The 13,162-nt window shown below is 60.8% G+C and carries 10 protein-coding genes; 5 read left to right on the top strand and 5 right to left on the bottom strand.

Annotation, left to right across the window (positions count from 1 at the left end):
- Positions 1–46: 46 nt before the first annotated feature.
- Positions 47–430: a TIGR03067 domain-containing protein gene (locus V6M90_RS13385; RefSeq protein ID WP_003174241.1), complete on the bottom strand. Its 384-nt coding sequence runs from the start codon at positions 428–430 to the stop codon at positions 47–49.
- A 312-nt stretch (positions 431–742) separates the two neighbouring features.
- On the opposite strand from V6M90_RS13385, the gene lpxO reads away from it, so the two are divergent.
- The gene (gene lpxO, locus V6M90_RS13380; protein ID WP_003174240.1) at positions 743–1,642 is read left to right on the top strand and encodes a lipid A hydroxylase LpxO; all 900 of its coding nucleotides are present in this window, start codon (positions 743–745) and stop codon (positions 1,640–1,642) included.
- 18 nt (positions 1,643–1,660) lie between these two features.
- On the opposite strand, the gene ligD is transcribed toward lpxO, so the two are convergent.
- A complete protein-coding gene (gene ligD / locus V6M90_RS13375; protein ID WP_305427222.1) occupies positions 1,661–4,153 on the bottom strand; it encodes a DNA ligase D in 2,493 nt (830 codons plus the stop codon).
- Between the two features lie 24 nt (positions 4,154–4,177).
- Entirely contained in the window at positions 4,178–5,017 is an 840-nt protein-coding gene (gene ku, locus V6M90_RS13370; protein WP_078733405.1) for a non-homologous end joining protein Ku, read from the bottom strand.
- Between the two features lie 184 nt (positions 5,018–5,201).
- Between ku and V6M90_RS13365 the strand changes: the two genes are divergently transcribed.
- Entirely contained in the window at positions 5,202–5,516 is a 315-nt protein-coding gene (locus V6M90_RS13365) for a hypothetical protein (RefSeq protein WP_042945775.1), read from the top strand.
- Positions 5,517–5,527: 11 nt separating this feature from the next.
- Entirely contained in the window at positions 5,528–6,676 is a 1,149-nt protein-coding gene (locus V6M90_RS13360) for a PQQ-dependent sugar dehydrogenase (protein ID WP_305427221.1), read from the top strand.
- 68 nt (positions 6,677–6,744) lie between these two features.
- Here the strand turns inward: V6M90_RS13360 and V6M90_RS13355 are convergent, their stop codons facing one another.
- Positions 6,745–7,224: a nuclear transport factor 2 family protein gene (locus V6M90_RS13355; RefSeq protein ID WP_003174233.1), complete on the bottom strand. Its 480-nt coding sequence runs from the start codon at positions 7,222–7,224 to the stop codon at positions 6,745–6,747.
- A 40-nt stretch (positions 7,225–7,264) separates the two neighbouring features.
- Entirely contained in the window at positions 7,265–7,828 is a 564-nt protein-coding gene (locus V6M90_RS13350; RefSeq protein ID WP_042944779.1) for a TetR/AcrR family transcriptional regulator, read from the bottom strand.
- A gap of 123 nt (positions 7,829–7,951) precedes the next feature.
- Between V6M90_RS13350 and pssA the strand changes: the two genes are divergently transcribed.
- Both pssA and V6M90_RS13340 read left to right on the top strand, forming a co-directional pair.
- Positions 7,952–9,295 carry a CDP-diacylglycerol--serine O-phosphatidyltransferase gene (gene pssA / locus V6M90_RS13345; RefSeq protein ID WP_078824859.1) on the top strand — a complete coding sequence of 448 codons (1,344 nt, stop codon included), beginning with the start codon at positions 7,952–7,954 and terminating at the stop codon, positions 9,293–9,295.
- A gap of 149 nt (positions 9,296–9,444) precedes the next feature.
- Complete coding sequence (locus V6M90_RS13340) at positions 9,445–13,161, top strand: hypothetical protein (RefSeq protein ID WP_332846652.1); 3,717 nt, start codon at positions 9,445–9,447, stop codon at positions 13,159–13,161.
- Position 13,162: the final 1 nt, after the last annotated feature.

The following is a 13,162-nucleotide window of genomic DNA, read 5'->3' as shown; positions in this document are numbered from 1 at the left end:
AGGCCTTGTGAAAAAAATGTCGCACGTTCGGATGGCCTACCGCTCATTAACGTCTGACGAACGTCCGCATGGTCTGGCCCGGACCGGTGCTGAACCTGATTGGCCTGGGCATGCCCTCATCGGCAGCGATAAACACAAACACATCGCCTTCAAGCCGGTAACTGGCGGGTAACTCTTTGCCTGCGTCAGCGCCTATGGCGTCGATCCAGGTAATGCGCTTGGGGAAAGTGCTGCTGTCCAGGAAAAACCGACCCGCCAGCAGTACCTCGCCATGCACTGTCGTGACTTGGAAGCGATCGCCGGTAATCGTGGTGATTGCTCCGGGGGCGCTATGGGCGTCGGCGGGGTTCAGTACACCGTTGTCTTCAAGTGAGGTCTGCTCCCACGCACCTTGTAGGGCCTGGAAGTCTGGATCTGAAAGGGGAGGCATGAAAATCCTTTTCTGAGGTACGGGTGCTTTGACGCGTTATTGGCCGGTTGGCCGATTCAAATGGGTGAGGGCGCAGGGCCTGCTCCTCGCCGCTATCATCCTCTCGAATAGCCGCCGTAGACAGCTTTTCACAAATTTTGGCTAACCTTTGGTTACAAAATATGGCTAAATATGGGCCAATGCTCATGCACCGGTTGCCATCCAACCGGTCGTGCCGCCTGTGTGAATTGTGATTTCAGGTGCTGCTATTATCCTCGGCCGTTGTGGGCACGCAGGGGTAGCCTGTTTTCTTCTGACGTGTGACGAAATCCCTTGAAACTCATCATTGTTGCTCTCTACGTTGTCTCCATTGCGTATGTACACCTGCGTGGCCGGGTGCGACACACGCTGGGGCGCCAGCTCAGTGATCATTCGACCTTCCTGGCGCCGATCAACTGCTTTTTGTACCTGTTTTCCAAGCTGCCAAGCCGACCGTACCTGTCTCCCAGCGATTTTCCCGACCTGAGCCCTTTGCAGGAGCACTGGGAAGAGATTCGCCAGGAAGGCCAGAACTTGTTGCGCGCAGGCGAGATCAAGCGTTCACAGCAGTACAACGACGTGGGCTTCAACTCGTTTTTCAAGTCGGGCTGGAAGCGTTTCTACCTCAAGTGGTACGGCGACAGCCATCCGTCGGCCATGAAGCTGTGCCCGCGCACCACGCAGTTGGTGCAAAGCATCGGCTCGATCAAGGCGGCGATGTTCGCCGAGCTGCCGCCGGGCTCCAAGCTGGTGCGCCACCGTGACCCGTATGCCGGTTCCTACCGCTATCATCTGGGCCTGGACACGCCGAATGATCCGGGTTGCTACATCAATGTCGACGGCGAAAACTACTATTGGCGCGACGGTGAGCCGGTGATGTTCGACGAGACGTTCATCCATTACGCCGAAAACACCACGCAGCATAACCGCATCATTCTGTTCTGCGACGTAGAGCGGCCAATGAAATACCGCTGGGCGGCGGCGTTCAATCGCTGGTTCAGCCGTACCGTGATGGCTGCCGCCGGCTCGCCGAACGATGAGGGCGACAAGACGGGCGCACTCAACCGTGCGTTCACGCGCCTGTACAAGATCCGCTTGCGCGGCAAGGCGCTGAAAAAGCGCAACCGGACGCGCTATTACCTGGAGCAGTGGGTGATTTTCGCCGCCCTGGCGTTGCTCTTCATATGGATCTGAAACCGCTTCGGGCGCCTGTCACTGCGGTGGCTTGGCGCCCAGCTTGTCCCACATTTTCCTGCTGATTTTCTGCCGATTGGCATAACCCGCCCACGGGTCTTCCTTTAACGCCTGCAAGCGCTGCGTCAGGTTGGCAACGGTCCATTGCTGGCTGCCGCGCAACCCTTCCAATTCCCCACGACTGACCGGCACCGACACCGGCAACCCCGGCCGCGCGCGCACCGAATAGGCCGCCACGGTGCTGGCGCCGCGGGCATTGCGCAGGTAATCGATAAAGATCTTGCCGACGCGATTTTTTGGCCCGCTGGTGGCGGTAAAGCGTTCGGGCAGTTGTGCGGTCATGAATTGCGCGACGGCCTTGGCAAAGGCCTTCACCGTGTCCCAATCGTCGCGGCGTGCCAGCGGCACCACCAAGTGCAAGCCTTTGCCGCCGCTGGTTTTGACGAACGCCTCAAGCCCCAGTTCGTCGAGTACCGACAAGGTCAGTTGCGCCGCTTCCAGCATGGTTTTCCAGGGCAGCGCCGGGTCCGGGTCGAGGTCGAGGACAAACAGGTCCGGGGTTTCGATCTTGTCCGAGGTCGCCCCCCAGGTGTGCAGCTCGACGGTACCCATCTGCACGGCTCCCACCAGCGCCTGGGCGTTGTCGATTTGCATCAGGCGCGCATGACCGGGGTCCAGGGACGGGTCCAGTTGCCGGATGTGGGGAATTGCCAGGCGCTCGGCGTGTTTCTGGAAGAACTGCTCGCCCTCGATTCCTTCCGGTGCCCGCAGCAGGGACACGGGCCGTTGGTGCAGGAAGGGCAGGATCCATTCGCTGATGCTGTCGTAGAACTGCGCCAGTTGCTGTTTTTGCGTGCCGCTTTGCGGGTCTATCACGCGTTCGGGGTGGGTGATGTTCACGTTCTTGACCGGTTGCTTGTTCTTGAGGGATTTGGCCGCACGCGGCTGTTCATGCACGATCTGGGCGGCAGGCTTGTCGGTGCGCAGGCTGACGAATGCGGCCTGGCGCACCACGCCTTCGCGGGTCCATTCGGCAAATTGCACCTCGCCGACCAGCGTCGGTTCCACCCAGTGCACGCCGCGCGCCTGGGTACTGGTCAAGGTTTTTTGCAGGGGAGACGTTTTACGTTCCAGGGGCTGCAACTGTGCGTAAATGTTCTTCAGCGATGCCTGGTCGAAACCGGTGCCCACGCGACCGGCATAGACCAACCCTGACGCGTCATTCACCGCCAGCAGCAACGCGCCGAAGCCGCTGCGCGAGCCTTGGGGGCGCGTATAGCCGACGATCACGAACTCCTGGCGCAGGCGGCACTTGAGCTTGATCCAATCGCTGTTGCGACTGGACACATAGGGGCTGCCCAAGCGCTTGCCGATCACGCCTTCCAAAGCGAGGTCGCAGGCGCTTTCGAAGATATCCTGATGGTGCGCGGTAAAGGCTTCGGAGAACCGCAGCAGCTTGCTTCGACTACGACCCAGCGCGGCCTTGAGTGCCGCACGACGCTCCTCGACGGGCGCCTGGCGCAGGTCCTGCCCCTCAAGAAAGGGGGCGTCGAACAGGTAATAGACGATGTCCAGGCTGCGGCCGATATCGAATGCATTCTGCAGCGCCTGGAAATCCGGCAAGCCATCGCCGTTAAGGCTGACTACCTCGCCGTCGAGCCAGCTGTCCTTGAGTTTGAGCGCTTGCAGGGCCTTGGCCTGGCGCGGCAAGCGGTCGGTCCAGTCATGGCCATTGCGCGTGAACAAACGTACCTCGCCGTCGCGGATGCGCGTCAGCATGCGGTAACCGTCGAACTTGACCTCGTACTGCCAAGCCCCTTCGGGGGCGCGGTCAACCAGCGTGGCCAACTGCGGGGTGAACTCCTCGGGCAGGGCGGTGGTTTTTTTGCTGGGCTTTGGCTTGGCTTTGGCTTTGGGCTTGGCTGTGGTCCGGGCCTTGGGCGTGTCGATGGTGGCTTCGCTGAGCACGCTGTTCGGTTCGGCCTCGACAATGTCGTAGTCGCTCGCGGGGCGGGCTTGCTGGTCCTTTTCCTTGATCAGCAGCCATTGCTCCTTGTCGCCGCTGCCCTTGAGGCGGGTGCGCACCAAGGCCCAGTCGCCGGAGAGCTTTTCGCCGACCAGGGTGAACTTGAGTTTGCCGGCGGCGTAGGCCTTATGGGGATCGTCATGGGGTTGCCACACGCCCCGGTCCCACACAATCACGTCCCCGGCGCCGTATTGGCCTGCCGGGATGCTGCCTTCAAAACTGCCATAACTGAGCGGGTGATCCTCGACATGCACCGCCAGGCGTTTGTGGCTGGGGTCCAGGCTCGGGCCCTTGGGCACGGCCCAGCTCTTGAGCACGCCGTCCAGTTCCAGGCGAAAGTCATAGTGCAGGTGGCTGGCATCGTGTTTCTGGATCACGAAGGACAGCGCCGACGCCTTGCGTTTACGCGCGGATGCCTCGCCCGAAGGTTCGGCGGTGATCTCGAAATCGCGTTTGCGGTTGTACTCACTCAGGGGCTTTGCCATAGGATTCTCCAGGCATCGGCAGGCTCAAGAGGCCTTTTTCGAGGATTTCTTCGCGGCGGTTTTTTTGGCCGCCGGTTTGCCTGCCAGGCTACGCTTGAGCAGTTCGGTCAGGTCGATCACGTCGGCCGATTTGCGCTCGTCGCTGCCCTCCTGGGACTCCACGTCTTCGATCTTGCCGGCCTTGGCCTTCTTGGCCACCAGCGCCATGATCTTGTCCTGGAAGCTGTCGCGATACTCATCCGGCTGCCAGTCGGCACTCATGTCTTCCACCAGGCGCTTGGCCATGTCCAATTCGCCCTTGGCCAGGCTGGGCTTGGTCACATCGCTGCCCAGTTCCAGTTCATCCAGGCCGCGGACCTCGGCGGGCCAGCGCAGCATGACCAGCACCAGGGCCGACTCCAGCGGCATCAGCGCCGCCAGGTGCTGCTTGGTGTGCAGCACGACATTGGCCAGGGCCACCTTGCGGGTTTTCTTCAAGGTTTCACGCAGCAGTGCATACACCTTGCCACCGCGTTTATCCGGCGCGAGGAAGTAAGGGGTGTCGATGTTCTGCAGCGGGATCTGGTCGCTGGCCACAAAGGCGATGATCTCGATGGTCTGGGTGGATTTGGGATGGGCTGAGCGGATTTCTTCTTCGCTGAGGATCACGTAACGGCCTTTTTCATAGGCCACCCCCTTGACGATGTTCTCCTTGGTGACCTCCTTGCCGGTGGTCTTGTTGATGCGCTTGTAGCCCACCGGGTCCATGCTGCGTTTGTCGAGCCAGTCGAAATCCACGCCTTGCGAAGACGTGGCCGATACTAGCGACACCGGGATATGGACCAAACCGAAGCTGATAGCGCCTTTCCAGATTGCCCTTGGCATGCGTGCGATTCCTCTGTCAGAGCCTGTGTTCTGGTGACTCGGAGGCTGCGGGAAAAGTTTCCCCGAACGGATACGCGGACAGATTGTGTTACACCTGATGAGGAAGTATTTAGTTACCAAAGCCGAACCCTGGGCGTAGCGTGTTATCGAAAGCACGTATTTTCCGTTCCAGAGAGGCATTGTCATGAACACTGCTGTGCGTCACCTTGCGGCACTGGCCTTAGGCCTGGCACTTGCGGGCGCTGCCCAGGCGCAGAACCTGCCCGGCAACAATAACGGCAACAACGGCCCCATTCACCGCGCCAACCCCAACAGCATGCAGGGCACACAGCCCAGTGCGCCGGCGGTTCGCGGGATTCAGACCGGGCCGACCACACGCACACCGACCCTGGAAAACGGCGGCATCGGCAATCGCTACCCCACGCGCGATGCAGCGCCCAGCCGGCCGGCCACCGAAACCAAAGCCCCCACTTATGATGCCAACGGCAATCGCCGGTAAGGACGCGCCTTATGTTTCTACGCAAAACCCTGCTAGCCGTTATCTGTGCAACCAGCATCAGCGCCGTTTACGCCGCCGATGCCCAACAGTTCCCGAGCGAACAAGGCAGCCTTTCCGTCACGCCGATCGCCCAAGGCCTGGATCATCCCTGGGCCGTCGCGTTCCTGCCGGACAGGCAAGGTTTTCTGGTGACTGAGCGTCCCGGCCATCTGCGGTTCGTCAGCCCGGACGGCAAGCTCTCCGCGCCGTTGAGCGGCGTCCCGCAGGTGTGGGCCAAGGGGCAGGGCGGCTTGCTGGATGTGGTGTTGTCGCCCGATTTCAAGGAAGACCGCATGGTCTATCTGTCGTACGCCGAAGGCGGCGGCAAGGGCGGCACGGCCGGCACCGCGGTGGGTCGTGGGCGCCTGGCGAGCGACCTCAGCGGCTTGACCGATTTCAAGGTGATCCTGCGCCAGGAGCCCAAACTGTCCACCGGCAATCACTTCGGTTCGCGCCTGGCGTTCGACCGTGATGGCTACCTGTTCGTGACCCTTGGCGAAAACAATGACCGGCCCACCGCCCAGGACCTGGACAAGCTGCAAGGCAAAGTCGTGCGGATCTTCCCGGATGGCCGCGTGCCGGATGACAACCCGTTCGTGGGCCAGGCAGGCGTACGCCCGGAAATCTGGTCCTATGGCCAGCGCAATCCTCAGGGCCTGGCATTGAACCCCTGGAGCGGCACGGTATGGGAAAACGAACATGGGCCTCGGGGTGGCGATGAAATCAATGTGATCGAACGCGGCAAAAACTATGGCTGGCCGCTGGCGACCCACGGCATCAACTACTCCCTGACACCGATTCCCGAAGCCAAGGGCAAAACCGTTGCAGGCACGGTAGAGCCGCGTCATGTGTGGGAGAAATCACCGGGTATCAGCGGCATGGCGTTCTACGATGCCGATCGCTTCAAGCCGTGGCAGCACAACGTCTTTATCGGCGCGCTCGCCAGCCAGGAGCTGATTCGCTTGCAGTTCGATGGCGACAAGGTGGTGCATGAAGAGCGCTTGCTGGGTGGGTTGAAGGCGCGGATTCGCGATGTGCGGCAGGGGCCGGATGGGTTTTTGTATGTGCTTACGGATGAGGATAACGGCGCGCTGTATCGGGTCGGTTTGAACCAGGACTAGTCTGCGTCGGCAATCCATAACCGGAGAGCGATCCACCTGTGGGAGGGGCACTGCCCCTCCCGCAGGTTTTACAGGCCCAGGTCGGACAGCCCCGGATGATCATCCGGGCGGCGGCCCAAAGGCCAGTGGAACTTGCGTTCGCTTTCCTTGATCGGCATATCGTTGATGCACGCAAAGCGGTGGGCCATCAGGCCGTTCTCGTCGAACTCCCAATTCTCATTGCCATAGGAGCGGAACCAGTTGCCCGAGTCGTCGTGCCATTCGTAGGCATAGCGCACCGCGATGCGGTTATCGGTAAAGGCCCACAGCTCCTTGATCAGTCGGTAATCCAGTTCCTTGGCCCATTTACGCGTGAGGAAACCCTTGGCTTCTTCGCGGTTATGCGCGAACTCGGCGCGGTTGCGCCATTGCGTGTCGAGGGTGTAGGCCAGGGATACACGGTGTGGGTCGCGTGAGTTCCAGCCGTCTTCGGCCAGGCGCACTTTTTCGATGGCCGATTCACGCGTGAACGGCGGGAGGGGCGGGCGTGTTTCTGGGGTGGATGACATGTCATGACTCCTGTTAAGAAGAAGTTGCGCCAGCGTGCGTTCACAGTCCCAATAACGTTTGCGCCATGCATTGCGCATTATCAGCGGCTGTTGAATCGCCCATCACCAGGGCAACGGTGATGGCGCCATCGATCAGGATCAGCAAGTGCGCGGCCTGCCGTCCGGGGTCGGGGGTGCCATGTGCGGTACAGAGTTCGAGCAGGTACTCGAACAGCTTTTGTTTGTGGGCCTTGGCCAGCAGGCGCACCGGGTCGTTCGGGTTGCCGGTTTCACCACTGGTGTTGATGAAGGCGCAGCCGCGGAAATCCGCCGAGCCGAACCAGGTTTTCAAGGCGGCGAATACCGCCAGCAAGCGTGCGCCGCTGCCGTCGACCTGTTCGACTTCGCCACGCAGCCAGTGCATCCAACGCCCATCGCGGCGTTGCAGGGCGGCAATCACCAATTCGTCTTTATTGGCGAAGTAGCGGTAGATACTTTTTCTCGAGACGCCGGCGGTTTTCACCAGTAAATCCATGCCGGTGGCGGCAATGCCATGGCGATAGATCAACTTCTCGGTGACGTCGAGGATAATGTCGCGGGTTTCATTACTGGGCATGTCGTTCATGCTTAATATAGTAGAACGATCGTTCTTCTTTGTCGATAAAATTTTCCATGCCCGGTAGCGAGACCTGAGCAGGCTCATGGTGTAAGCTCGGGCCCTCTTCGGATTCGACCCATTGCGAGCCTTATGCCGTCGTTCTTCAAACGCTCCCTGCTGCCCAAGCTACGTGGTTTTCCAGTCACACCCGAAGCCATTGAGGTGCTGTCCGGCGCCGATGCTTATCGGCGCTGCCTGCTGGAAAAAATCCCCCAGGCCACCCGGCGTATCTACATCGTCGCGCTGTATTTGCAGCAGGACGAAGCGGGGCAAGAGATCTACGACGCCCTGCACGCGGCCAAGGCCGCGCGGCCGCAGCTGGATATCGTCGTCGTGGTCGACTGGCTGCGCGCCCAGCGCGGGCTGATCGGCGCCGGCAAGCAGCCGGGCAACAGTGCCTGGTACCAGGCCATGACCCAGAGCCACGCCAGTGAAGTGCCGGTGTACGGCGTACCGGTGCAAACCCGCGAGCTGTTCGGCGTGCTGCACCTCAAGGGCTTTGTGATCGACGATACCGTGCTGTACAGCGGTGCCAGCCTGAACAACGTGTACCTGCACAAGTTCGACAAGTACCGTTTCGACCGTTACCACCTGATCCACAGCCAACCGTTGGCCGACTCCATGCAGCACCTGGTGGAGCATGGCCTGGTGGCATCCAAGGCGGTGCACCGTCTCGACCTGCCGAACCCGCCCACCACCCGCAGCCTGCGCAACGACATCGGCGACCTGCGCAGCCGTCTCAAACACGCGGCCTACGACACCACGGCCGGGCAACTGCCCAATGGCCATTTGTCGGTGAGCCCTTTGCTGGGCGTCGGCAAGAACAACCCGTTGAGCCGGGTGATCCTGGAGCTGATCGCCAGCGCCCAACAGCAACTGACCCTCTGCACGCCATACTTCAACCTGCCGCTGCCGGTGACCCGCGAAATCAACCGCGCCCTGGCGCGCGGCGTGAAGATCGACATCATCGTCGGCGACAAGACCGCCAACGACTTCTATATCCCGCCCAGCGAGCCGTTCAAGGTCATTGCGGCATTGCCGTACCTGTACGAAATCAGCCTGCGCCGTTTCGCCAAGCGCCATCAGGCAATGATCGACAGTGGCCAACTCAACCTGCACCTGTGGCACGACGGCGACAACAGCTACCACCTCAAGGGCATGTGGGTCGATGAGCGTTACACCTTGCTCACTGGCAACAACCTCAACCCTCGAGCGTTCCGCCTCGACCTGGAAAACGCCTTGCTGATCGATGATCCCAAGGCCCAGTGGCTGGCGCCACGGCGCGCGGAGCTGGCGCAGATTTTCCAGCACGCCACGCGCATCGGCGGCTACCAGCAGTTGCAGACCCTGGTGGACTACCCACCCGCAGTCGGCAAATTCCTGCGCCGGGTCAGTCGGGTGCGGATCGAGCGCTTGCTGTACCGGATCCTGTAAATTTTCCCACTGGTGGCGGCGCCGCATTCCCACTTGAGGGGCAGAAGTATCCGATAACCTGTTCATAGACAGACTTTCTAGAGTGCCTCCCATCCGTTCAGGGATGGGCGGGTTAATCCTTCATGGGTCAATCCGAAAGAGCAACGTTCATGTCGATAATGCCTGTTACCGCTTCGCCCGCTACGCCCATCCCTCATGCTTATCCCTCGGACGCCATGGTCGCCGGCCAGTTGACGACGCCTCAACCGCCTTTGGCGTCTGCTTCTGCACGACGCACACGACGAGAATCCGGGGATATATCACCACTGGCGCCCGCACACCGCTGGACCCTGTCTTCGGCGCAAGTGGCCAACCCGGATCGCAGGGCTGCCGACAAGCTTCTCGGAGAGCGTCTGCTCAACTCGATGCAAGACGGGTATTCCGTAGTGCAAGTGCCGCCGGGTACCTCCCTGGCCCCGGCGTTGGCTGTCTATCGACAAGTTCTGGCCCACCCTGAATTACAGGCGTGGTTCACCAGCAAGGGGTTGGAGACCGATACCCTGACGTTTCGCAAGGACACCGTGAGCGGTTACGTCAACCGTAACGGTGTGCGCACGGCCGTCACATTCAATACCTCGGACGGCTCCGGTTGGTGGCAGGCCAGTGTGAAACTGCGTGCGATCAGGGATCTGCTGGACCCGGCGGACAAGGGCGTCGATTACCTGGCCGGTGATGAAGACTGGGTGCCTCATTCATTGGTAATGCAGGCGTTTGGCATGCCGTTACCAGCCGAAACAGATGAGCGCGCGCAGATCATTACACAACTGCGCACTTCGGGGCTGGTGATGTCGCCCGAGCCGTATCAGCGAATAAGCAGCGGCGTGGTGCGTGTTCGACAAACCATTGGTGATCTGGATGAGCGCGCCTACCTGGCCGAATACCTGCAAGGTCAATTCAAGGACCTGCCTGACGATACGCCTGTCGATTTGTCGCAGCAGCAGGCGTCACTGTCGGTCGACTCGTCGTTGGCAGCGGATGATCAGCCCCTTCGCGAGCGTCTTCAGGCCTTCAGCCAATCGCCTGACCTGCAAGCGTTGCTCAAAAGCAAAGAGCTGCTTTGGCCCGGCCAGCCGTTTCGGATTTGCGAAGGGAAACTCGAGCACCGGACCAGCGAAGGCGAGTGGGTCGACGTGACGAGCTACGTCACGCAGGTGACGGCCCTGGGCCGTGATTTGAGCGCGTTGGTCAGCCTGAGCCAAACCCGTGGAAATGCCGTGTATTCGCAGCCTTATTACGACATCCGCCAGCTTCTTGATCACAAGGGCCTCGGCTCGCCCCGAACCGCTGGCGAGACGCGCAATGCAGTGCAGTGGCTGCGCACCGCTTTACCGCCGGCTCCGGCCCTTGGAAATTACAGCGGTCTTATGGACGATGAGTGGTCACCCGGTCAATTGACACCAGAGGACAAAACCCTCCTCAAGGCTTGGCTCGACGACAACTGGAAGGGCGCAAGCCCGCGAGGTCTGGGCTATCTCGATCAACAGAGTGTACAGGCGCTGCAACAGCACCCGAGTGAACACCTGCAGAAGCTGCTCGACAGCCAAGAGGCGCTGACACTGGGCGAGCAACTGGCGCGACTGTTGAAATGGCAGGGCACGCCATTGTCCAAGCCCGTGCGACAACAATTGGTGATTGCCGCGCTCAAGTTGCGTGCCGATCCGAACGCACCGGCCAAGCCGGGCCATATCGCCGACTACAACCTGTACCAACCCGCCAATATGGGGCGCCCCTTCAGCGCGGTACGCGGCGAGGTAGAGAAGCACCTGCAAGATCACCACGGTCTGGACCCTAAGATGGCAGCACTGGCGGCCCATATCGGCTTTGCACAGGCGGCTCCCGAGTTTCTGGTGCGGGATGTGCCTCAGTCGATCCACATAGGCACGCCCGCCTGGATGGAACTGCGCCTCGGGGCGGCGATGGCGGAGCGCACGGCGCCTGGGACCTCCCGCAGGATGAGCGAGGAGCAGGTCAGTGAATTGACAACGCTGGCGCCCACCAGTGAGGGCCAGGCTACCCTGGTTCAGCTGGAAGCGCTCAAGGTGTTGCTTGATTGGGCGGTGCTCAACGGTGTCGTTCCCGCAGCCGTGGATGGTCAACACCCCCCATCGGCGGTCAAGACCGCCAGCGAAGCGTTCTTCAAGCAGCGCAGCGAGGTCAATGAAGCCGTAAACACGCTGATTGATCTGCCCATGCGTCGGTCCCTGGCCAGCGAACAATTGCTCAAGGTTTTCCCAGACGTTACGCCCGACCAGCTTGAAAAAATGAAGGTCTTGATTGCCGACGTTGACGCTCGTCGCAACCTGCCCATTTCCGAGCCGCGTACACGCTCCCTGATAGAAACGTACATGACCGGCGACCTGATACCCGGCAAATGGGTACTTGCCGACGACATGCCGCAGAGCTTGGTGCAGCCCAGATCGACGCCCTTTCAGATCCATCAGGGTGTCCCAGCGCCAGCGGACAAACGTGCCGAACTGGATGCACGTATTCGACGGCTGCCCGACCTCGACAGCCTCGTACAGACGGCGGTCAACGAGCACCGCCAACGGTTGCAGAAAGCCTATGGCACTCAACTCAAGCTTATGTTTGCCGAACTCCCTTTGGCCGATCGCCAGTTCCTGGAAAAAGGCCAGGTCAGGCTGTTTACCTTGCGCGCGGAAACGGGCCTGCCACCGGTCGAAGAAACGGCGGCGCATCGGGCCGCGGCCAAAGGCCTGCAAGGTACGTTGATGCGTGTTCAACACGGCGCCACCGTGCGTTATTACGAAGTGTTTGCCAATGGGAAAATCGTCAAGCGTACCGACCTTCCCAAAACACTGAGGCTGGGCGACGTGCTTGCCGGCAAGCCTAACCCCTTGGGTCTGCAGGGTGCCTACGTGGTCGCCTTTACAGGTGGGTTTCCTCTGGCCGTGGACTTTGACGCTTATGCAAACGGTAGCGTGCCGCGCGCCGATACCACGTCTAAGGTGATCATCGAAGCACTCGGTGCGCCGATCCCCGGTGAAGCGCCGGCGACGGGTGACTCGCTGAGTACTGAGGTGCCCAACAGCTTCGCTTCGCCGAAGATCAACCAGATTGCGACGCGTATTGCCCAGGATAATTTCTATGAGTCCGCCGATGGAATGCTTGCCAGGGCCAAAGGCACATTACCGCTGGAGCGGCGGCGTGAAGTGCTAGCACGTGAAAAAGCGATTCTGACGGGGCTCGTGCCATTTGTGGGGGCGTACCAGGATTTTACGAACGGCAACATCGGCAGTGGTTTATTCAACCTTGCGTTGGATGTGGGAGGACTGGCCCTGGGGGCCGGCGGTCGAGTGCGGTCGCTGTTGCGCGCAGGCAAGGGGCTGACCCCCAACCCGGTCATCGGCATCGTGCGCAGGTTGGGAAGCACCGTGGCGCCCGTCACGCCCAAAATCGCCTGGTCAAAACCGGTGGCCCGTTTCGGTGACCGGGCGTTTAACTTCATCAAGGAATCGGTGTTGTTCACCAGCGCGGCCATGAACCCGGCGGACGGTTATGCACAACTGGTCGATGCCGGGCTCAAAGGCCTGTTCAAAATCACTTTGTTGGCCGGCGGCGTCTCCAGGCTGGGCAAGGCGGCTCCGCATTTGGTCACCGTCGAGGAAAAACTGAGGGCTTACTGGCTGGCCGGAGGTTGGAGTCGCGCGTCAACGCCTGTGCAAACCGGTACAGCCGGAACCTCACAAGGGGTCGTCATTCATGCCATTCAGGTCGGTGAGCATTGGTATGCGACCGATCCTGAAAAAGGCGTACCGTTCGGCACACCCTTGCATGACTTTAAACCTTCGGCCATGCCGGTTGCCTGAG

The sequence above is a fragment of the Pseudomonas lactucae genome, assembly GCF_036688725.1.
Lineage (GTDB): Bacteria > Pseudomonadota > Gammaproteobacteria > Pseudomonadales > Pseudomonadaceae > Aquipseudomonas > Aquipseudomonas lactucae.
This window is presented reverse-complemented; position numbering and strand designations above follow the sequence as displayed.

Bases quoted from the DNA above. Each gene is read 5' to 3' on its own strand.
- V6M90_RS13385 (WP_003174241.1), bottom strand. From the start codon at position 430: ATGCCTCCCCTTTCAGATCCAGACTTCCAGGCCCTACAAGGTGCGTGG.
- ligD (WP_305427222.1), bottom strand. From the start codon at position 4,153: ATGGCAAAGCCCCTGAGTGAGTACAACCGCAAACGCGATTTCGAGATC.
- ku (WP_078733405.1), bottom strand. From the start codon at position 5,017: ATGCCAAGGGCAATCTGGAAAGGCGCTATCAGCTTCGGTTTGGTCCAT.
- V6M90_RS13365 (WP_042945775.1), top strand. From the start codon at position 5,202: ATGAACACTGCTGTGCGTCACCTTGCGGCACTGGCCTTAGGCCTGGCA.
- V6M90_RS13360 (WP_305427221.1), top strand. From the start codon at position 5,528: ATGTTTCTACGCAAAACCCTGCTAGCCGTTATCTGTGCAACCAGCATC.
- V6M90_RS13355 (WP_003174233.1), bottom strand. From the start codon at position 7,224: ATGTCATCCACCCCAGAAACACGCCCGCCCCTCCCGCCGTTCACGCGT.
- V6M90_RS13350 (WP_042944779.1), bottom strand. From the start codon at position 7,828: ATGAACGACATGCCCAGTAATGAAACCCGCGACATTATCCTCGACGTC.
- pssA (WP_078824859.1), top strand. From the start codon at position 7,952: ATGCCGTCGTTCTTCAAACGCTCCCTGCTGCCCAAGCTACGTGGTTTT.
- V6M90_RS13340 (WP_332846652.1), top strand. From the start codon at position 9,445: ATGTCGATAATGCCTGTTACCGCTTCGCCCGCTACGCCCATCCCTCAT.